Here is an 18,779-nt window from a genome sequence, read left to right on the forward strand (position 1 = left end):
ATGTCTGATCTGGTTCGTTTTAAATTTTATGAAACTGCCCTTGAAGCTAACAGGGACAAACAGATATTGGCTGAAAACGGTATCAACAGCTTCATTGCAAATGAGCAGCTAATCCAGTCGGATTGGCTGCTGTCACAGGCTGTAGGCGGGATACAGCTTCAGGTATTTGAAGAAGATCTTGAGAAAGCCAAAGAGATATTGCAGAATTATAAGGACAATGAACAATATTCGTTGGAAGTAGAACACACCATTGAAAATCCTGAGTTTGATTTTGTATGTCCAAAATGTGGTTCTAATCATATTTACAGGGACGACAGTGCAACCAGCTTCTTTGGAATTTCTTTTCTGACGAGTCATAAATTCAAATGCTATTATTGTGGGAATGAGTTTACTCATTAGCCTGTTAGGAATTAATAGTCTTTAATCCATCAAAAAGATTGCTTCACTCCTCGCAATGACGAGGTCAAAAATATAAATAAAAAGAGTTATGAAAATAATCTGTATAGGAAGAAACTACAGTGAGCATGCAAAAGAATTAGGAAACGAAATTCCTGAGAATCCTGTTATTTTTATGAAACCGGATACAGCGGTTCTGAAAGGAAATGATTTTTATATCCCTGAATTCTCAAATGATATTCACTACGAACTTGAAGTCGTATTAAAAATTTCCAAGGGAGGAAAGTATATCCGGAAAGAAGCGGCAAACAAACATTATGAAGAAATAGGTCTGGGAATAGATTTCACAGCCAGAGACCTTCAGAGTGAGCTAAAATCAAAAGGACTTCCATGGGAGCTTGCTAAAGGTTTTGACGGTTCTGCAGTGGTAAGCAATTTCTTCAAAAAAGACAGCCTTAATCTTGACGGCCTTCAGTTTTCATTATTAAAGAACAAAGAGAAGGTACAGGATGGCAATACAAAAGACATGATGTTTAATTTTGATGATATCATTGCTTTTGCTTCTCAGTATTTTACGTTAAGAGTAGGTGATCTTATCTTCACAGGAACTCCAAAAGGAGTTGGAAAGGTAGAGGAAAATGACATTCTGGAAGCTTATCTTGAAGATGAAAAAATTCTTGACATCCGAATATTATAAGTATTTAACACAGAATTTGACAAATTTTTCATATCTTTAGGTAACAAAATTAAAGGTTATGATAAATATTGTATTACCCGTAGATTTTGGGGACAAGACAGACCAATTGGTAGACGGTGCCATAAAATTTGCAAAACAGCTTAACGGCAGAATTTACCTTATCCATGTAGCGCCATCAGATATTGGCTTTGCCATCGGCGATATGGGATTTCAATATTTTCCGGAAGTGGAAGCCAATGAAATCAGAGAAGAGTTGGTGCAGCTTAATAAAATTGAGCAAAGAATCATCGCTCATGATATCGACTGTGAGCACCTTTTAAAACAAGGACTCGCCAAAGATATTATTCTGGAATATGCAAAGGCAAAAAATGCAGATTATATTGTGATGGGATCACATGGCAGAAGCGGAATTTATGATGTATTCGTGGGAAGTTTAACCAAAGGAATTACGAAAAGTTCCAGTATTCCTGTTCTGGTACTTCCAATTCACGACTAAGAAAAAGAAATTTTAATCGTTAGTAATAAAAAAACCGATCAAAGCATATTGTTTGATCGGTTTTTTACTATATAACCAATTAATTAACCTTCTTTTTTGTAGATATTCGGATCGTAGTAAGGATTCTTACCTTCCGTTGGAGAATAATAGTCTTTGTCTTTGTCTCCACCTAGTGTTACTACAAGCACATAGCACCAATAAGTAAATAATACACAGCAAACTGCAAATAAAATCCAGTTTAAAACATTACCGAAAGTATCAAAGAAACCGAAAGTCCATTTGAAAACTTTACTTAAGAATAGAAAGAAAGACGTCATTATTTTCCTTTTTTAAATTAACTTTGTACAAATTTATAAAAAATGTTTAAATTACTTTCAAAAGAAAGCAATATTTTTTCAATTCCTGTTTATATTGGTTTTCTTCTTTTAGTAGTCATAATATTTAACATACTGAATTTCAATACTTATGAAGCCATTGTTGCCGGAATAACTTTTCTGGGAATTGCTTTGGGATATTTTTGTTTTCACAGTATTGCCCTTAATTATCAGACACATCTTCCATTATTTCTATATACTTTTTTTATTTTCGGGCTGTATCCCGGAAATCTGGATATAGGGATTGCTGTTTCGCTGCTTACAAACTCCTTTCTTATCCTTCTTCTGACAAGTGCGGATGAAGACATCAGAAAGAAGTCGTATGTATTGGTAGGATCTATTGTGGCATTGAACTTTATTTTTCTTCCTACCACCTGGCCAACGGCTGTTTTTGTGATCATTCACGTAATTGCTACCTCAGCCAAAATCACGTTGAATCTTTTCAGATTTCTGCTGGGGATCGTACTGATTGCTTTCAGCTATTTTTCTGTGATGTATTTCGTTCAGTTCACATCCTGGAATATAGATTATTTTCCGTTTGGAAAGATGAAGCCGGTAATGGATTATACGGAACTTCTGCCATTGATTCCTGTGGTTCTGATGCTTATTTATGCAGTATATGACCATTTTAAAAACTATAATAAGAAAAGCCCGATAAGCAGGTATAAATATACTTTCCTGTTGGTCTTTTCGATGGCGCAGCTTGTTTCCATCATCCTGTATATGAATAAGAGCTATGAATATCTGCTGCTTTTGGCATTTCCTTCAAGTATTATCCTAAGCAGAATGATGCGATTTTTGCCTAAATACTGGATGCGTGAAGCCAGTGTATGGCTTATTATTATTAGCTTACTGACCTTTAAAGCAGGTACAGTTTTTGATTTATTTTAAAAAATTATGATTCAGATAGACGATAAATTGATTTCCGAGGAAATTTTTTCCGAAGAATTTGTTTGCAACCTTACGAAATGTAAAGGTGCATGTTGTGTGGAAGGAGATGTAGGAGCTCCGTTGGATAAAAACGAGCTTGAGATATTGGACAGTATTTTTGACAAAATAAAACCTTACCTTACCCAGGAAGGTATTAAAGCCCTTGAAGAACAGGGAACATGGACTACTGATCCGCACGACGGAATGTATGTTACTCCTATGGTGGAGAACCGCGAATGTGCTTATGTAACGTTCGACGAAAAAGGAATTACCAAATGTGGTATTGAAAAAGCCTATGAAGATGGTGCTGTAGACTGGCAAAAACCAATTTCCTGCCATCTGTACCCTATTCGTGTTACAGAATATTCTGCATTCACTGCTTTGAATTATCATGAATGGAATGTATGCAGTGATGCGTGTACACTTGGAAAAGAACTTCAGGTTCCTGTTTATAAGTTTTTAAAAACTCCATTGACAAGAAAATACGGAGAAGAGTTTTACAATGTTCTAAGTGAAGCCGCTGAAGAATGGAAAAAAGAATATGGTTCTTAACCGATCAGGATTTGAATTAAATAACAAAAACCGCAGATTTCTCTGCGGTTTTCTTATTGTAAGTAAAAAGTATGATTAATTAGTTGCTCCTGCTTTTACAGTTACTTCTGCTTTTTTAGTTTCATCCTTTTTAGCCTTTTCCCAACCATCTTCCGGCATCAAAGTCGCTACAATTCTACCTTTTGTAAGGTATTTTTTAGCAACATCCTGAAGATCTTTCACTGTAAGTGCTTTTACTTTCTCCTGGTAATTCAGGATGTCATATTTATCACTTCCGTCTAACTGGTTTTTGGCAATGGCATTCATCCAGAACATATTATCTTTAAGTTCTGTTTTATTATCATTGTATTCTCCTTCTTTATACTTATCCAGATCTTTCTGCTCAGGACCGTTATCAATCAGCTTCTGAAGTTCAGCAATAGCACTTTTAGTCAGTTTGTCTACATTTTCCGGACCACAAGGGAAGTTAATTCCGAAGCTGTAAGTACCGTAAGGAATTCTGTTCATACCTCCTCTTGCACCACCACCGTAGATACCGCTTTCATCTTCTCTCAATTTTTCGATAACCTTGATGGTAGCTACTTCTCCCAGAGCAGATAACGCTAAAGCTTCTTTTTCGTTGTAAGGAGCTTCTCCACTATACGAGATAGATACCATACTCTTAGGATCTTTTCCTTTTTTATATACTTTTGTATAATCTCCGGTGATTGTTCTGTATCCGGTATCTTTGAACATTGTAGCTTTTCCTGATGATGGTAAACTTGCAATATACTGAAGGACTTCATTTTTAAACTTCGCTTCGTCAATATTTCCTACGAAATAAAACTGGAAGTTTCCGGCGTTGGCAAATTTATCTTTATAGATATCATATGCTTTTTTATAGTCTGTATTCGCCCAGTCTTTTTCCATTGGGAATACTCCAATAAATCTAGGATTCTTCTGGTTCATAAATTTTGCATGCTCATTAGAGAAATAAGCCTGAGGGTTAGACAACAGGTTATTCAGCATTGCAGACTGTTTTTCTTTATATGCATTGAAGGAAGCCGGATTGTAATTTAAGCTTGTAAAATAAGCATACATAAGCTCCATTGCTGTTCCTAAATCTTTCTGGCTTGTTCTTCCGGAAACCCCTTCAAAAAGAGATGTTACCATTGGATTTACATTCACTTGTTTACCGGCAAGATAGTTGGTAAGATCTGCTTTAGAGAATCCGCCCACTCCTGCTTCTGTTAATGCAGAGAAAGCAAACTGTGTCTTATTGTAATCTGCATCCGGAATAAGAGAGCTTCCTCCTAAGCTTCTTGCAGTAAATACAATTTCGTCATCTTTAAAGTCAGTTTTCTTGAAAGTCACTTTAGCACCGTTGCTTAAAGTCCAGGTTGTTGTTCCCAGTTTGGCATCAGTTTCTGTTTTAGCAATTTTCCCTTCAGATTTGAAAGGTTTTACTAAATTTTTGATGGTAGCCTTTTCTTCATAAGGTTTTAAATCAGCCATCTTTACAGCATCGAATGTATTCACAACCATTGCTTCTGTAGGCATGGTGATATTATCTTTTTTAGGACCTGTGATTACAATAACCCTGCTGTCATCTTTCACCATTTTCTTGATGATTTCGTTGGTCTGCGCAAGGGTAACAGATGGTAAGAAAGACTTGGTATCTTCATATTCCCATGCAATTCCAGGTATTGGTTCCTGCTCTAGGAAGTTTCTTACATACTCACCTACCAGCATATCACTTTCTGTCTTATCTTTATTGTTATAAGATCTTTCAAGATTAGAAAGCACCTGAGATTTCGCTCTGTCAAGTTCAGACTGTGTAAATCCAAATCTTTTTGCTCTTTCAACCTCTTCCAATAAAACTTTCAAGGCATTCAGCTGATTTCCTTCTTTCACCATGGCAAATCCCTGAAACGCTTCCTTGCTTCTTGCATATGTTCCTCCGTGATATACTGATCCGAAAGTGAAAGGTGGATTTGTAGAGTTGATCAGTTCTCTCAGTCTGTTATTCAGCATCGTGGTTGAAAGATTTTCTACAAGACTCTGATTGTACTGTTCTACCGTCACATCCGGCTTGTAGGCATCAGCATCTTTCATGATAAACTGTACCATAGAATTGGTAGCATCAGGATCTGTTTCAATTGCCACCAGTGTTTCTTTATGATTCGGAAGATCAAAAGATTTTCTTTCTCTGGGTTTTGAAGGATTTTTATATTTGCTGAAGTTATCCTTAATCTTTTTTTCAATTTCATCCACATTGATATCTCCTACAACGATGATCGCCATCAGATCCGGTCTGTACCAGTCCTGATGGAATTTTCTGATAACATCCGGTTTGAAGTTCTCCAATACTTCTTTTTTACCTATCGGAAGTCTGTCTGCATACTGGGATTTGTATAAAAACTTCGGCAGATATTTATCCATCATTCTCTTATCTGCTCCAAGACCCAGCCTTAACTCTTCCAATACCACTCCTCTCTCTTTATTGATCTGTTCATCAGAAAGCGTTGCGTTGAATGCCCAGTCCTCCATAACTTTCAGTCCGGCATCCAGATTTCCTGGTTTATCCAATGGAACAGGAAGCATATAAACCGTTTCGTCAAAGCTTGTGTAAGCATTAAGGTGCTGACCAAACTTTACGCCGATGGACTGTAAAAAGTCTACTAATTTATTATCTGGAAAATTTTTGGTTCCGTTGAAGTTCATGTGCTCCATAAAGTGAGCCAATCCTCTTTGATTTTCATCTTCAAGAATAGATCCGGCATTGATTGCCAGACGGAAATCTACTTTTTTCTCCGGTAAAGTGTTTTTTTTGATGTAGTACTTCATTCCGTTGGAAAGGGTACCTATTCTTACAGAAGGATCCACAGGGATATTTTGTCCAAAGGTATTCGCCGACATCAAAAAGATGACCGCTAATGAAGATAAGACTTTTTTCATGGTATTTGATTTTATTTACGGGTTAAAACTACCATTTATTCACAAAGTAAGGAAATTATAAAATCCATTTTATAGTTAAATTTGAGTTAAATTTATTCATATACTAAAAAAACCGGGAATTTCCCGGTTTTTTTATCTTAAAAAGTGATTTTTTATTTAAAATCAGCATCTGTAACTCCAGAGTTGATTACCACTTTGTTAGTTTTAATCGTCATTTTCTGACCTCCACCTTCAGCATCTACTTCAGCAGGGAACTGTAGTCCATCTACTGTCATATAGCTTTTGATCGTTGCATTTCCTTCTCCTGCATTTGTTTTATACAAAAGTCCGGTTCCTGCATCGAAATAAAACTTGCCTTTGTCTGAAGACAATACATTATAGTCTTTTCCGTCTAATTTTTCTGTTGATACATTTTGAAAATTAGAAGCATCAAAAGCTAAAGCATCAATTGGTTTTCCTTTTTTCAGCTCACCAATTTTGTCTGCAGGAATATCTGTTTTATTTCCCATCTGATCAAAGTATCCTTTCTCGCCGTCAAAAAGCTGAACCATTTCTTTCCCCATCAGCGATTGTACAGATTTGAATTTATTTCCTAATTTCTTAGTAGTCATTTGAATTTCCATTCCCTGCACGGAAACCGTGTTATCAGTAATGGTAGATTTTACAGCTTCCAATTTATCTTTTCCTCCTAATGCTTTGAAATAATTGTCAACAACTTCTTTAGGGGTCAGTTTGGATTTTACAGCTTCTGTTTTAACAGATGCAGCCCCTTTCTTCTGAGCGGCTGCCGGTACTGAAAAAAGTACAGCACAGAAAAATGGAATGATGATCTTTTTCATATTTATAATAAAGTTTAAAGAGTAAATATATGAATATTGGCGGACATACATACCGGAGCAGAAATAAAAAAACCGTCAAAAAAATTGACGGTTTTCAAATATTTATATCTGAGTATAATTATTTCTTAAGTTCTTCTAAAAATTCGTCGTGAGAAATTTTAGTTTCTTTTTTGCTCGCTTTTTCAAGAATTACATCTTTCAATTTAGCCATAGCTACTTCAGAAGAAATTTGTCTTACCTGCTCCTGATCTTTCAACATTTCAACAGCATATTTTTGGATTTCTTCATCACCAAGGTGGTGGATTCCGTAGATTGCCAATTGGTTCTTAACTAACTGCTCAGCCTGAGCCAATACATCAGCATAGTCAAGGTTGATTTCATTTTCAGTCATCAATTTACCTTCGATGATCTGGTATTTCAACTGGTTTTTCTCAGCTTCAAGAATTTCCTGAGCCTGAGCTTCAGACTGGATGTTCTGGTTAGAGAATAATAACCATTTCACAAGGAACGTTTCAGGAAGTTTTACTTCTTCTTTATCAGTTACCTGTTCTAATACTTTATTCACAAAGTGAACATCAGCATTTTGCTGGAAGTACTCGTCTAATTCAGTTTTCACTTTATCTTTAAGCTCTTCTTCAGTCTTGATGTTTCCTTCTCCGTATACTTTGTCGAATAGATCCTGGTTAAGCTCAGCTAAGTTTAATGAATAGAAGTCTTTTACTTTTACTTCTAGTTCATTGTGGTGCAGGTGCTCAACTTCTTCTTTGCTGAATCCTAATTCTTTAGCTAATTCTTCGTCACCTGCAAGAGTTTCTTTCGTTACTTTTACAGAACCTTCCATTTTCAAACCTTTTACCAATTTGAAAGCTTCTTTGTTTTCAGCTGTAATGGTAAGATTTTTTGGGTGGTGGTGGTGCTCTCCTTCAGCATCTTCTTCCACAACCTGAGAAACTTCTAAAGCAATGTAAGAATCTTTAGTGATTTTATCTTGAGGAACCTGCTCAGCGAAACGCTTCTGCATGTTTTCAATACTCTTGCTGATTTCTTTGTCAGAAGCTTCTACTTTGTAGTGAGGCGCTTCATATTTAGCTAAATCTATAGTGAATTCAGGCTCATATCCTACTTCGAAAGCAACTTCTAATTGATCAGCATTGTAATCTAATTCGTTTACTGGCTGAGGAACAGGCTGACCAACTAATCTTAATTTGTTTTCATTAACATAGTTGTTTAAAGCATCAGAAACTTGTCTGTTGATTTCTTCGAATGCAATACCTGCTTCATATTGTTTTTTAACCATACTCAAAGGCACTTTCCCTTTTCTGAATCCAGGAACTTGCGCATTTTTAGCATAATTAATCAACTGCTTCTCTACTTTTTCTTTGTAGTCAGATTTTTCCAATGTTACTGTAAGCAATGCACTTACGTCATCATGGTTTTGTGCGGTAACCTTCATTATTGATTAAAATTTTAGGTTGCAAAAATATGAATTTTTTATGAAAATCACCCATTTAAAATCAACTTATAACGCCAAATATTGTTAAATAAAAAACCACCGGAGAATTCCGGTGGTTCAAACAAGATTAAAGGTATATTAATTAATAATATTATAATTGGCTTGTGCATCAGTTTCACCTCCTGTATGAGTTCCGTAAATCACTCCGTTTCCACTCACAGCAGAAGCTTCGGAAACTGATGTTGATTCATGGAATAATGTAAGAACCAGCTGACTAGGGGCAGATGCATTTTTTACAGCAGTATTTACCACCCATTTTGTTTTCAATCCAACACGGTTTCCATCTCCTCTTGTGAAATCATCTGTACGTGTTAAAGTAATATCTGAGTTGGGAAAGTTATATACCAGGAAATGCGCATCTTTTGCCTCTTTAATTTCCTCAGTAGCATCTTCATCACCATTCTTAAAAATAACTTCCACATTATAAGTATGGCCGTTGATCAGTTTAACATTAGGATTCGTTGTGCTATTCACCTGATAATCATACACCACAGGAGTTCCTGTAGCGACATCTGTTACTCTTAAGAGAACGTCTGAAAGTTCTTCCTGAGGAAGATCGTCTGCTTCATCATCGCTTCTGTTACATGAAGTTAAGCTTAAAGAAACAGCTAAGAATAAAAGTCCTAATATAAGTGTTGTATTTTTAAAAATATTTTTCATTTTTTTGATTTTAAGTAATTAAAATTGATATTTAAGAGTTAAAATAAAGTTTCTTCCCATCTCGTTGGAAAAGAAACGAAGTCTGTTCAGATAATCTCTGTAAGACGTATTGAAAACATTTCGGACTGAGAAATCAATTCCGAAGTTTTTAGACAGATTCACCCCTGTCTGAAGGTTCCAAAGCGAATATCCGTTTGGAGGTGTAGAGATATCTACTTCTTCATTGTAAGGATTTCCGTCAGAATCGAATAATCTGATAGGAACGTTATAAGTTGGAAATCTTGTCTGTTTCAGATAAGTATTGTTACTTACTGTGAAATAGAAGTTTTTCCATTCTTTTTTATTGAATTCCAATGAATTATTAAAATTCGGAGGCATCATAAGAATAAGTGGCACATCATGAGTTGTATCCTGCCCATAAACATAAGATCCACTTCCTTTATAGGTTAGATTATCTGTTATTTTAAGCTGAGCATCAATATCTAGTCCATACATTTTTGCATTGATCTGCTGATAACTGTATACTACAAAAGCTCCACCCCACTGGGTATTCTGATATCCCGTAGGAATCTGATTAATGAAATTCTGAGTGTAAAAGAAGTATGGGTTTACGGAAATATTCAATCCTTTTAAAACATTTGCTTTTACATCTGCAACTAAATTAAACTGATTTCCTGTTTCACTTTTCATCCTCATATCTCCTCTTTCAATAATGGCTGCAGAGTGGTGAAGTCCGTCAGCAAAAAGCTCAGCAATATTCGGAGATCTGGAAACTCTGGCATAATTAAATTTCAGGTTAAAATATTCGGATGGATGATAAACAATTCCGCCGTTTACTGAAAAATTATTATATGTTAATGATGGATTGGTAAGAATTCTGTTTTGGTTTATTCTTACTACAAAATTTGAATAATCTGCTGCATAGGTCTTATTCCAGTCGCTCAGATCATACCATTTTGTTACATCATAATGATCATAATCATATCTGCCTCCCAGTTCAAGATCCAATTGGGGAGCAATTTTATATTTTAATACAGAATAAATTCCTGCATAATATCTGTCATAATTCGGGACAAGACGCCTTGCCTCGGTCTGCGTATTGGAATAGTTGTTTTGATACCCTGCATTAATCCCTGTTTCAAGATTCCAGTTTCCTCTTTCTATCAGGTGATTTACATTCAGATCATTGGTAATCAGTTCAAGATCCAGTGCCGGCTTTTTGCTCAGTGCTTCTGTACGTCTGATATCATATTCTTTTCTATGATTGTACTGAAAACTGTAAGTAGCCGTTATTTTTCCAAAATTTTCAAACCTTTTGTAAGCCGAAACTTTAGCAATATGATGCTCAATTTCCTGTTTAGGATTATCAATATCATAACTAAAATCTCTTTGATAAATGGGTTCCGGAGAGGTAAGAGCAGTGCGTAAATCTTCAGAGTTCCCTACGTGAGAGCTTCTAAGAATTCCAACTGTGCTTTTAGTCAGATAATAATCAAATGAAAAACCTTTTTCAAATGTCATTTTCTGTACTCCGAAATTAAATCCTGAGCTTTCGAGTCCTGTATTCATCAAGCCATAATCCGGAGCTTCAAGATCCCCCAGTTTTTTATAACTTCCATTGGTTTTTATAGCCCAGCCATTCTCCCAGGTTTTTGCCAGCTTTACATTAAGATCAGCTCCTCTCCCGTTAGAAATTCCGGAAAGAGAAACATTTCCCATGATGGTGTCTTTCTTAGGCAAAACCTGAGGCTGCAAAACAACTACTCCACCTACTGCACCACTTCCGTACTTTAGGGCAGATGCTCCTTTGATCACATCAATATGTTCAAAATTATTGACATCCACATTGGGAGCATGCTCTACTCCCCATTCCTGTTCGGCCAGCTTTACCCCATCATTAAGAATGGAAACTCTACTTCCATAAAGCCCGTGGATAATAGGCTTTGCGATATTATTCCCTGTCTTAAGAACGTTAACACCGGAAATATTCGTTAGTAAATTTCCTAAGTTTTCGGTGACATTTCTTGAAATCATTGCTTTGTCAATAGTTTTCACCACCATGCTTCCATTGTTCTTATGGCTTCCATGAACGGTCACTGTTTCGATATCTTTGACGTGATGCTCCAGCGTGATCACCAAATGAACATCCTGATCAACTCCTATATTTTCAGTATAATCATCACAATCAGGGTGCTGAGCAATGAGTGTATACTTTCCTGCAGGAATTTTGTCAAAAGAAAATTGACCTTTCTTGTTTGTTTTGGCTGTAAAGTTTCCGACTTTAATCACGGCATTTTCCAGCAATGTTTTATCGTGGAAATCCTGAACGGTTCCCTCTACAGTATAAGTTTTTTGTGCACTTGTAAATGCTGATCCGCAAAAGATCAGCAGCAGGCAATATATCAATTTCATTGTAAATAGATTGATTGCGTACCCTTTTCATCAGGGTACATTTTTCGTTAAAATTTGTGGGACGGGTTTGTTTAATTGTAAATGTCTAATGAGAAGTTAGAGGTTAGAAATTAGTAGTTAGTAATTGAACATTATTTAAATATCAACTACACCTATCAGCTGTTTTTCAACAACCCTAAACTTTAAACATCAAATAATTTGAAGCATTCAACATTGAACTTAAAGTCAAACTTTAAACCCTATAGAATCTATAAATTAAGAAATTGCGGGTGGTCCCCGAAGCTGAAACGTGAATTTGGTCTGAGACCAGATTTTCTCCTGGATGGCGATGATTTGTTTTACCTCGTGGCTGTAATGCTCAACAGTAAAACTGAATTCTTCAGGAGCTAATGTATGTCCGGTAACCAAAAAGTGGCAGGCCAGACAGTCGCCAGCTTTCTCTTTAGTAACTGCTTTCGTCACCGTATTCTCTACTTTTTTAAGATTGAAAGCCTTAAAATAATCTACAGCATCGTGATGGTGAAAGCTCTGAGAAAGCAGCGCGAGGAAATATACTCCAAACAATAGCTTGGAGATAAAACTCTTTAGGTTTCTGCTTTCTTTAAAAATCATAGTTCAAAATTATGAAAATAATTTAATTGTTTCCTTAAACTTTTATTAAATTACTTAGACTTATTGATAATAGGTACAAATGAAAAGGGTTTTGTTACAAAAAAAATGCTTCACAATTTTTAGTTGATGAAGCATTTCTATTTTATTTAATCAAGTTGGGTACCAAGATATTCCCACTCCTGCAAAGCTGTATCCAGCTCTTCCTTAGCCTTATTGTATTTCTCTAAGGTTTCATCTGAAGGATTTTCTTTGGCAAAAGAAGTTTCCATTTCCTCTACTTTTATTTCAAGCTCAGAAATTCTCTCTTCTACTTTTTTGATTTTATTCTGTATATTTTTCTGTTCTTTACTAACGATATTTGAAGATGGGCTGCTGCTTACTACAGGTTTTTCTTCTACTTTCTTAGGTTCTACCTTAACTTCGCTGTGAAGTTTAGCCTTTTCTGCAGAAATCTCTCTGATAGTTTCTTTCTGTCTGTATTCAAGATATTCGTTGATATCTCCAAGGAATTCTTTCATTTTCCCATCACGGAATTCGTAGATCTTATCACAAAGTCCCTGAAGGAATTCCCTGTCGTGCGAGATTACAATTAAAGTTCCTTCAAAATTCTGCAACGCCAGCTTGATAATCTCCTTAGACTGGATATCCAAGTGGTTGGTAGGTTCGTCCATGATCAATGTGTTGAAAGGACGAAGCAACAGTTTACAAAGTGCCAGACGGTTTCTCTCTCCTCCGGAAAGTACTTTTGTTTTCTTAGTAACAGCGTCTCCCTGGAAAAGGAAAGATCCTAATAAGTCTCTTACTCTTGGTCTTGTCTCTTCTGTTGCAGCATCTTCTGCTTCTTCCAGAACCGTTTTATTAGGTGTTAAAACCTCTTCCTGATTCTGAGCAAAATATCCGATGTTTACATTATGTCCAAGATTCCATGTTCCGGAATAATCTTTAATATCTCCTGCTAAAATTTTAGCTAAAGTTGTTTTTCCCTGTCCGTTCTGCCCTAAAAGAGCAATTCTGTCTCCTCTCTGAACGATAAAGTCTACATCATCAAAAATCTGCTTTTGTCCGTAAGCTTTTCCTAAATGATCCGCTTCAAAGATGATCTTTCCAGGAACCATAGACTGTACGAAACGGATATTGAATTTTGAAACGTCTTCATTATCAACTTCGATACGTTCTATTTTATCTAATTTCTTAATAAGTGACTGTGCAAAAGATGCTTTAGTAGCACTTGCACGGAACTTATTAATGTTGTCTTCCATCTGCTTGATCTCCGCATCCTGATTCTTTTTAGCCTGAATCAGTTTTTCACGGCGATCTTCTCTCATTACCAGATATTTCGAATAGTTGGCTTTATAGTCGTCAACTTTTCTATTGTTGATATCAAAAGTACGGTTACAAACCGCAGTCATAAACTGTTTATCGTGACTTACAAGAACAATAGCTCCCGGATAATCTTTCAGGAAGTTTTCAAGCCAGATGATGGATTCCATATCCAGGTGGTTGGTAGGCTCATCGAGAAGCATAATATCATTCTTCTGAAGAAGTAATTTTGCCAATTCAATTCTCATTCTCCATCCTCCGGAAAATTCATCGGTAATTTTTTGGAAATCATCTGCTTTAAATCCTAAACCAAACAAAACTTTCTCCATATCACCTTCAAGATTGTAGGCATCATGGTTCATCAAAAGGTCATTCAGTTCAGTCATTTTGTTAATCAAATCCGTATAGGAGTCACTTTCGTAATCTGTTCGGACGGTCATCTGATGATTCACTTCTTCAAGCTCATTCTTCCATGCATTAATCTGCTCAAAAGCCTGCATCGTTTCAGCCCAAACGGTTCTTCCTTTTACGAAATCAAGATCCTGCTTCAGGAAACCAATGGTAACGCTTCCTTCCATCACAACCTCTCCTTCGTAGAAATTAATTTCTCCGGACAGCATTTTCAATAAAGTGGATTTCCCCGCTCCATTTTTTCCTACGAGACCAACTTTATCATCTTTTTTGATGGTGAAATTGACATTTTGAAATAAATAATTTCCTGAATGGTGTAATCCTAAACTTTGAACCGAAAGCATCTTAATTAATAATTAGTAATGAATAATGAATTTTCGGGTGCAAAAATACGGAAAAAGAAATGAATAGCCCAGAAATAAAAAAAGCTGCCCAAAACAGACAGCTCTTTCCTTTAATGTACTTGATTTTGTAAGACATTTATCCAGGCGTAAGCGGTGGAGTTTTCTGCCCTGCTTCTACCATAGCAATCATTTCTACAAGGGTTGCTTCAGCTTCTTTATATTTCACTTGTTTGATCCCATGGTTAGATCCTATTGCAACCTGCAATTCGTTCAAGGTCTTAGCTTCAGACATTGTGATGGGTTTACTTCCATTTTTAATACTGATTTGGTATTCACAAGTGTCTAAAAGTTTATTTGCTTTTTTGAGCCATTCTGAAACTTTCATAATTATTTGTTTTTGGTGATTTAATTTGAAATAATTTTCCGGGATTCTTTTATAAGATATTGAGAAGCTCTACTAATAATGTCCCCGGAAGTATAGATTTTACAGGTGCTTTTCCTGGTGCATTTTCAATACCATAAGTTCCCGGGATCATCTGCAAATCGTAAACATCATTCTGCGCACTGAATATAAAATTACATCCAGATCCTGCTGTATAACAAGTAACAGATCCTGGAACAATACCTTTCTGGACAGCAAATAGAACTATATTGTCATTAGGTTTCATGATCACTTCTCCTTGTGGAGCACATGTAAAAGCACAGAAAGGCTGAAATCTTCCTTTTATTGCTGCAGCTAATCCTATTGTAATATCTGACGTACCAACTCCTCTTTCATTTTTTACAGTGATAGCTTCCGCCGGGGCCCCTGTAGTGGTAGAAAAAGAACCATCCTGATGGAAAGTTACTGCTGTACCTAATGGAATTTCAGCCGATATTGCCTGCATTTGAATGGTTGTATTGATATCAATAACCCCTTTATTATAAACATATACTTTATATTTTGGTTCACAATCAATTTCTTCATACCCAAACATCTCAGTATAATAAATTGAAAACCAAGCTGGTACCCCTGAAGAAATCTGATTGGGACCTGATGCTCCTTTATATCCTACCAATTTATAATTATTCATCTGCAGATATCTTAGAATCTCTTGTTGATACTTTGAGGTAAAATCAAAATTAATTGAGAATATTGTAGTCCATAATTTTTGAATGAGTGTCTTTTCCATTGTTTTAATCTTTGGTGTTCTTACTCTTTTGATATTAGGCTTTTCAGAATACGCCTTTGTTCACGTTATGATGTTGAAGTTTCGTGAAATGAACAATTCAAAATAACGAGAATTAAAATCCAAAAACTACAGTATATTATACTAAATTCAGGATTCAGTAATTATACTCATTGATCGTAAACAGCTTATAAAAAAAAAGGAGACACCTGAGTGATGTCCCCTAACCTAAATTTAAAACTGAGAAGTGTTGGCACTAATTCTTAATTTCATTTAATGTAATAGCTGTCTGTGTTTTTAAAATGGAACGATCCCATATGTCATTATTAGGAACACTGGTTCCGTAAAGAAAATCTGCAACAAAACTGTCTTCCGGCAGATGAAGATCAACGGAAAGCCTTGTCCGGCTGGTCTGGTCAACAGAAGTACTGCTGGAAACATTTAATCCGTTATTAATCAATTCAATATTAATTTCCCGCTGGGATTTTTTCAGAAAGCTATTGCTATATAATCCGAAATTTGCTGAAATATGGGTATAATCCGCAAATTTCCAAAAATCATAGATTGGTTTTTTACCCGCAGAAAGATCTTTTATATATTCTTTTATTTTGATATAAAAACGACTGAGAAAAGGATGCTTATTATAATCTGTTCCAAAATATGCATCATTATCTGTACTGAAAATGGATACTTTAGCATTAGTTTCTTCCAGCATCAGTTTTCCATAAACTTTTGAAAGATCATTATATACCTTATCCCGGCACACATATGCCTGTGAAAGACCATTGGCGGTCTCAATTTCGTATCCGGAAAGCAGAGCATCCCAGATTTTATTACCTTCAGCATTGGTTTTTTCATTCCTGATATCTGAAACATAGTGATGCAGATCATCAATATGAATGAAGTCTGTAGAAATATAAACAGACTGCGGCCCTTCAAGATATCCTCCTCCGATATCAGCATGATCACCCGGCACAAAGATTTCTTTCCAAACAGAAGATGTATTTTCCAATTTTTGATCCTCCATTATTTTTGAGTTTTCAAAAAAACCGGTAAGCGGAAAGAAAAACCGACTCTCATTGACTGCACAGATATGCAAAGCACTCTCTACCTGGGCAGGAATATTCAGATTATAATTATTAAAAGGTTTGGATTCTACCGTATCAAAAGCTCCTAAAAATCTTATTCTGAAATTTTCCGAAGAATAATGAGCTAAAAGCTGATTGCAGAAAGTTCTTGCCAACATTCCTCCTCTCCCGAATCCATAGATATAAAAATGATATTCTTTTGTCTGATCATGAATAATCCGCTCTACAAAATCCCCTGCTTTCTGAAGTTTATCATCGGAAGAATATCCATTCCCATACGGTGGGTTTGCACATGTTGCCATAGCAAAATTATTATCTTCACTGCCCGTTACGGTTCCAATTCCTTCGATATATATTTTTTCATCTCCAATAAATAAACTGTATAATTTATAGATATTGGTGAAGGTACCATAATAACTTTCATTGTTGTTCAGCGGTTTATCCGGTGAAAGAATATTGACCCCATTGTTTCCTGTACCGTCAAAGAAAATCCCGACAGAAATCACTCTACTATCATTCATGTTTTTACTTTAATTTTTTATTACAGATCTTGTTTGTGTTTTTTTCAAATAACATCCCCAAAAGAGACATTCCAAAATAACAGAAGAAAAACAAGGTTAGGTAGAGTGAAAAGTACCAATTAAAAAATTCCGTATTTCTACGGAATCAGATTACATTTTTTCAAGAGAATAAATATTGTTTATAATAGCATAAATTACTATTCCCACAGTATTTTTGGCTCCTATCTTCTCCAAAATACGCTGTCTGTGGCTTTCTACGGTTCTTGGACTGATAAAGAGTTTTTCTCCTATTTCATTATTGGTAAACTCCTGACAGATCAGTTTTACCACATCTTTTTCTCTTTCAGACAACTCATCTTCTGTTTCAAAAAGAGAATTTTTCTTGGCAGAACCGTTCATATAGGTAAACAGCATCTGATGGTCTTCTGCAGTGAAGAAAACTCCATTTTTATCAACCATTGTGATGGCATCTATAAATGTTTTTTTATTTGAATTTTTGGGAAGAAATGCCGATACTCCCAGCTTGACCATGTATCCTAAGATAGAGGTTTTATAATGGGATGAAAGGATAATGATTTTGAGTTCGGGATATTTTTCCTTCAGGATTTCTACCAGCTCAAAGCCGTTCATAGGTTTCATCTGAACATCTACAAGAGCAATATCAGGAAATTCATTTTCTGAAAGTTTTCCGAGGTCTTCTATAAAATCAGGGCCGTTATCTGCGGTAAGGCATACCGATATATTTTTTTCATTGGACAGCAACATTCTTACCCCTTCGAGGATCAGCTGTTCATCATCAATCAGTGCTAGTTTGATTTGGGAACTCATGATATTTTGGAATTTTTATAATTAAACGACTTCCTTTATTTGAAAAAGTTTTTTTCCATTTGTGTGTTGCATTCATTGATTTGATACGGGATTCTATATTTTTTATTCCCATTCCTTTTTTCACTTCTTCATATTCAAAACCCTGTCCGTTATCAGAAATAATAACAGCCATATTTTCAGGATAATCTTTAATATAGATCCAAAGATCTGTTGCATCTGAATGCTTGATCACATTGGTGGTAAATTCCTGAATAATCCGATACAGCTGCACTTCTACGAAAAGATCTTTCTTTTCATATCCCGGCATCACCTGCAGGGATATATTAATTTTATGGGAAAGGTTGGCTATTAATTCTTCAACGTATAAAACCATTCCTACCGATTCCAGATTTACAGGGTACAATGAATGAGAAATGCTTCTGGCAGCATCAATCAGGGAAGACATCTGGCCGTAGATATTTTTTTTAATCAGATCATCACCTTGGGTATCAAGGTTATTCAACCATAAAGAAAGAATATTGAGGCGGTTTCCGATGTCATCATGAATCATTACTGCAATTCTCTTCCTTTCTTCTTCCTGCGCTTTGATGTTTTCCAGCACTAATTTTTTCTGATGAAGAACTTCAGCCTCATGCTGCACGTTTTTCTCTTTAATAATTCTGGTTATAAAAGCTCTGTAG

General features: G+C 35.7%; 18 protein-coding genes. 5 read left to right on the forward strand and 13 right to left on the reverse strand.

Features of this window, described 5'->3' with window-relative positions:
• The 3 genes from KIK00_RS10900 (at nucleotide 1) to KIK00_RS10910 (ending at nucleotide 1,589) form a co-directional block, all read left to right on the forward strand.
• Nucleotides 1-399, forward strand: coding sequence for a DUF2007 domain-containing protein (locus KIK00_RS10900; RefSeq protein ID WP_255816570.1), 399 nt, complete (start codon nucleotides 1-3; stop codon nucleotides 397-399).
• An 88-nt stretch (nucleotides 400-487) separates the two neighbouring features.
• Complete coding sequence (locus KIK00_RS10905; RefSeq protein ID WP_255816571.1) at nucleotides 488-1,093, forward strand: fumarylacetoacetate hydrolase family protein; 606 nt, start codon at nucleotides 488-490, stop codon at nucleotides 1,091-1,093.
• Nucleotides 1,094-1,151: 58 nt separating this feature from the next.
• Nucleotides 1,152-1,589: a universal stress protein gene (locus KIK00_RS10910; RefSeq protein ID WP_105701127.1), complete on the forward strand. Its 438-nt coding sequence runs from the start codon at nucleotides 1,152-1,154 to the stop codon at nucleotides 1,587-1,589.
• An 83-nt stretch (nucleotides 1,590-1,672) separates the two neighbouring features.
• Here the strand turns inward: KIK00_RS10910 and KIK00_RS10915 are convergent, their stop codons facing one another.
• A complete protein-coding gene (locus KIK00_RS10915) occupies nucleotides 1,673-1,906 on the reverse strand; it encodes a hypothetical protein (protein WP_047386641.1) in 234 nt (77 codons plus the stop codon).
• Between the two features lie 42 nt (nucleotides 1,907-1,948).
• Here KIK00_RS10915 and KIK00_RS10920 point away from each other — a divergent pair, with 42 nt between their 5' ends.
• Together KIK00_RS10920 and KIK00_RS10925 are read left to right on the forward strand one after the other, a co-directional pair.
• On the forward strand, nucleotides 1,949-2,854 hold the full coding sequence (locus tag KIK00_RS10920) for a DUF6427 family protein (RefSeq protein ID WP_255816572.1): 906 nt from the start codon (nucleotides 1,949-1,951) through the stop codon (nucleotides 2,852-2,854).
• A gap of 6 nt (nucleotides 2,855-2,860) precedes the next feature.
• Complete coding sequence (locus tag KIK00_RS10925; protein WP_149833409.1) at nucleotides 2,861-3,445, forward strand: DUF3109 family protein; 585 nt, start codon at nucleotides 2,861-2,863, stop codon at nucleotides 3,443-3,445.
• Nucleotides 3,446-3,520: 75 nt separating this feature from the next.
• On the opposite strand, the gene KIK00_RS10930 is transcribed toward KIK00_RS10925, so the two are convergent.
• From KIK00_RS10930 to KIK00_RS10985, 12 genes are all read right to left on the reverse strand, one after another.
• Nucleotides 3,521-6,382 (reverse strand): pitrilysin family protein, encoded by a 2,862-nt coding sequence (locus KIK00_RS10930; RefSeq protein WP_255816573.1) that lies wholly within the window; start codon nucleotides 6,380-6,382, stop codon nucleotides 3,521-3,523.
• Nucleotides 6,383-6,534: 152 nt separating this feature from the next.
• Nucleotides 6,535-7,221 carry a hypothetical protein gene (locus KIK00_RS10935; protein WP_255816574.1) on the reverse strand — a complete coding sequence of 229 codons (687 nt, stop codon included), beginning with the start codon at nucleotides 7,219-7,221 and terminating at the stop codon, nucleotides 6,535-6,537.
• Nucleotides 7,222-7,339: 118 nt separating this feature from the next.
• Nucleotides 7,340-8,674: a trigger factor gene (locus KIK00_RS10940; RefSeq protein WP_047378895.1), complete on the reverse strand. Its 1,335-nt coding sequence runs from the start codon at nucleotides 8,672-8,674 to the stop codon at nucleotides 7,340-7,342.
• A gap of 138 nt (nucleotides 8,675-8,812) precedes the next feature.
• Complete coding sequence (locus KIK00_RS10945; protein WP_255816575.1) at nucleotides 8,813-9,394, reverse strand: hypothetical protein; 582 nt, start codon at nucleotides 9,392-9,394, stop codon at nucleotides 8,813-8,815.
• Between the two features lie 18 nt (nucleotides 9,395-9,412).
• Nucleotides 9,413-11,806 (reverse strand): TonB-dependent receptor, encoded by a 2,394-nt coding sequence (locus KIK00_RS10950; RefSeq protein ID WP_255816576.1) that lies wholly within the window; start codon nucleotides 11,804-11,806, stop codon nucleotides 9,413-9,415.
• 255 nt (nucleotides 11,807-12,061) lie between these two features.
• Nucleotides 12,062-12,418, reverse strand: coding sequence for a hypothetical protein (locus KIK00_RS10955; protein ID WP_255816577.1), 357 nt, complete (start codon nucleotides 12,416-12,418; stop codon nucleotides 12,062-12,064).
• A gap of 146 nt (nucleotides 12,419-12,564) precedes the next feature.
• Nucleotides 12,565-14,493, reverse strand: a complete 1,929-nt coding sequence (locus KIK00_RS10960; RefSeq protein WP_255816578.1) for an ABC-F family ATP-binding cassette domain-containing protein — start codon at nucleotides 14,491-14,493, stop codon at nucleotides 12,565-12,567.
• Between the two features lie 136 nt (nucleotides 14,494-14,629).
• Nucleotides 14,630-14,878 (reverse strand): hypothetical protein, encoded by a 249-nt coding sequence (locus tag KIK00_RS10965; RefSeq protein WP_077419135.1) that lies wholly within the window; start codon nucleotides 14,876-14,878, stop codon nucleotides 14,630-14,632.
• Nucleotides 14,879-14,927: 49 nt separating this feature from the next.
• Nucleotides 14,928-15,665, reverse strand: coding sequence for a hypothetical protein (locus KIK00_RS10970; RefSeq protein ID WP_255816579.1), 738 nt, complete (start codon nucleotides 15,663-15,665; stop codon nucleotides 14,928-14,930).
• A 253-nt stretch (nucleotides 15,666-15,918) separates the two neighbouring features.
• The gene (locus KIK00_RS10975; protein ID WP_255816580.1) at nucleotides 15,919-17,271 is read right to left on the reverse strand and encodes a DUF2235 domain-containing protein; all 1,353 of its coding nucleotides are present in this window, start codon (nucleotides 17,269-17,271) and stop codon (nucleotides 15,919-15,921) included.
• Nucleotides 17,272-17,421: 150 nt separating this feature from the next.
• On the reverse strand, nucleotides 17,422-18,099 hold the full coding sequence (locus tag KIK00_RS10980) for a response regulator (protein ID WP_255816581.1): 678 nt from the start codon (nucleotides 18,097-18,099) through the stop codon (nucleotides 17,422-17,424).
• The gene (locus tag KIK00_RS10985) at nucleotides 18,068-18,739 is read right to left on the reverse strand and encodes a sensor histidine kinase (protein ID WP_255816582.1); all 672 of its coding nucleotides are present in this window, start codon (nucleotides 18,737-18,739) and stop codon (nucleotides 18,068-18,070) included. The genes KIK00_RS10980 and KIK00_RS10985 overlap by 32 nt, the downstream gene beginning before the upstream one ends.
• Nucleotides 18,740-18,779: the final 40 nt, after the last annotated feature.

Origin of the sequence: Chryseobacterium sp. MA9, assembly GCF_024399315.1 — a bacterium.
GTDB lineage: Bacteria > Bacteroidota > Bacteroidia > Flavobacteriales > Weeksellaceae > Chryseobacterium.

Coding starts and splice junctions, on each gene's coding strand:
- KIK00_RS10920 (WP_255816572.1), top strand. CDS start 1,949: ATGTTTAAATTACTTTCAAAAGAAAGCAATATTTTTTCAATTCCTGTT.
- KIK00_RS10950 (WP_255816576.1), bottom strand. CDS start 11,806: ATGAAATTGATATATTGCCTGCTGCTGATCTTTTGCGGATCAGCATTT.
- KIK00_RS10900 (WP_255816570.1), top strand. CDS start 1: ATGTCTGATCTGGTTCGTTTTAAATTTTATGAAACTGCCCTTGAAGCT.
- KIK00_RS10905 (WP_255816571.1), top strand. CDS start 488: ATGAAAATAATCTGTATAGGAAGAAACTACAGTGAGCATGCAAAAGAA.
- KIK00_RS10935 (WP_255816574.1), bottom strand. CDS start 7,221: ATGAAAAAGATCATCATTCCATTTTTCTGTGCTGTACTTTTTTCAGTA.
- KIK00_RS10940 (WP_047378895.1), bottom strand. CDS start 8,674: ATGAAGGTTACCGCACAAAACCATGATGACGTAAGTGCATTGCTTACA.
- KIK00_RS10975 (WP_255816580.1), bottom strand. CDS start 17,271: ATGAATGATAGTAGAGTGATTTCTGTCGGGATTTTCTTTGACGGTACA.
- KIK00_RS10955 (WP_255816577.1), bottom strand. CDS start 12,418: ATGATTTTTAAAGAAAGCAGAAACCTAAAGAGTTTTATCTCCAAGCTA.
- KIK00_RS10965 (WP_077419135.1), bottom strand. CDS start 14,878: ATGAAAGTTTCAGAATGGCTCAAAAAAGCAAATAAACTTTTAGACACT.
- KIK00_RS10925 (WP_149833409.1), top strand. CDS start 2,861: ATGATTCAGATAGACGATAAATTGATTTCCGAGGAAATTTTTTCCGAA.
- KIK00_RS10930 (WP_255816573.1), bottom strand. CDS start 6,382: ATGAAAAAAGTCTTATCTTCATTAGCGGTCATCTTTTTGATGTCGGCG.
- KIK00_RS10945 (WP_255816575.1), bottom strand. CDS start 9,394: ATGAAAAATATTTTTAAAAATACAACACTTATATTAGGACTTTTATTC.
- KIK00_RS10915 (WP_047386641.1), bottom strand. CDS start 1,906: ATGACGTCTTTCTTTCTATTCTTAAGTAAAGTTTTCAAATGGACTTTC.
- KIK00_RS10910 (WP_105701127.1), top strand. CDS start 1,152: ATGATAAATATTGTATTACCCGTAGATTTTGGGGACAAGACAGACCAA.
- KIK00_RS10970 (WP_255816579.1), bottom strand. CDS start 15,665: ATGGAAAAGACACTCATTCAAAAATTATGGACTACAATATTCTCAATT.
- KIK00_RS10980 (WP_255816581.1), bottom strand. CDS start 18,099: ATGAGTTCCCAAATCAAACTAGCACTGATTGATGATGAACAGCTGATC.
- KIK00_RS10960 (WP_255816578.1), bottom strand. CDS start 14,493: ATGCTTTCGGTTCAAAGTTTAGGATTACACCATTCAGGAAATTATTTA.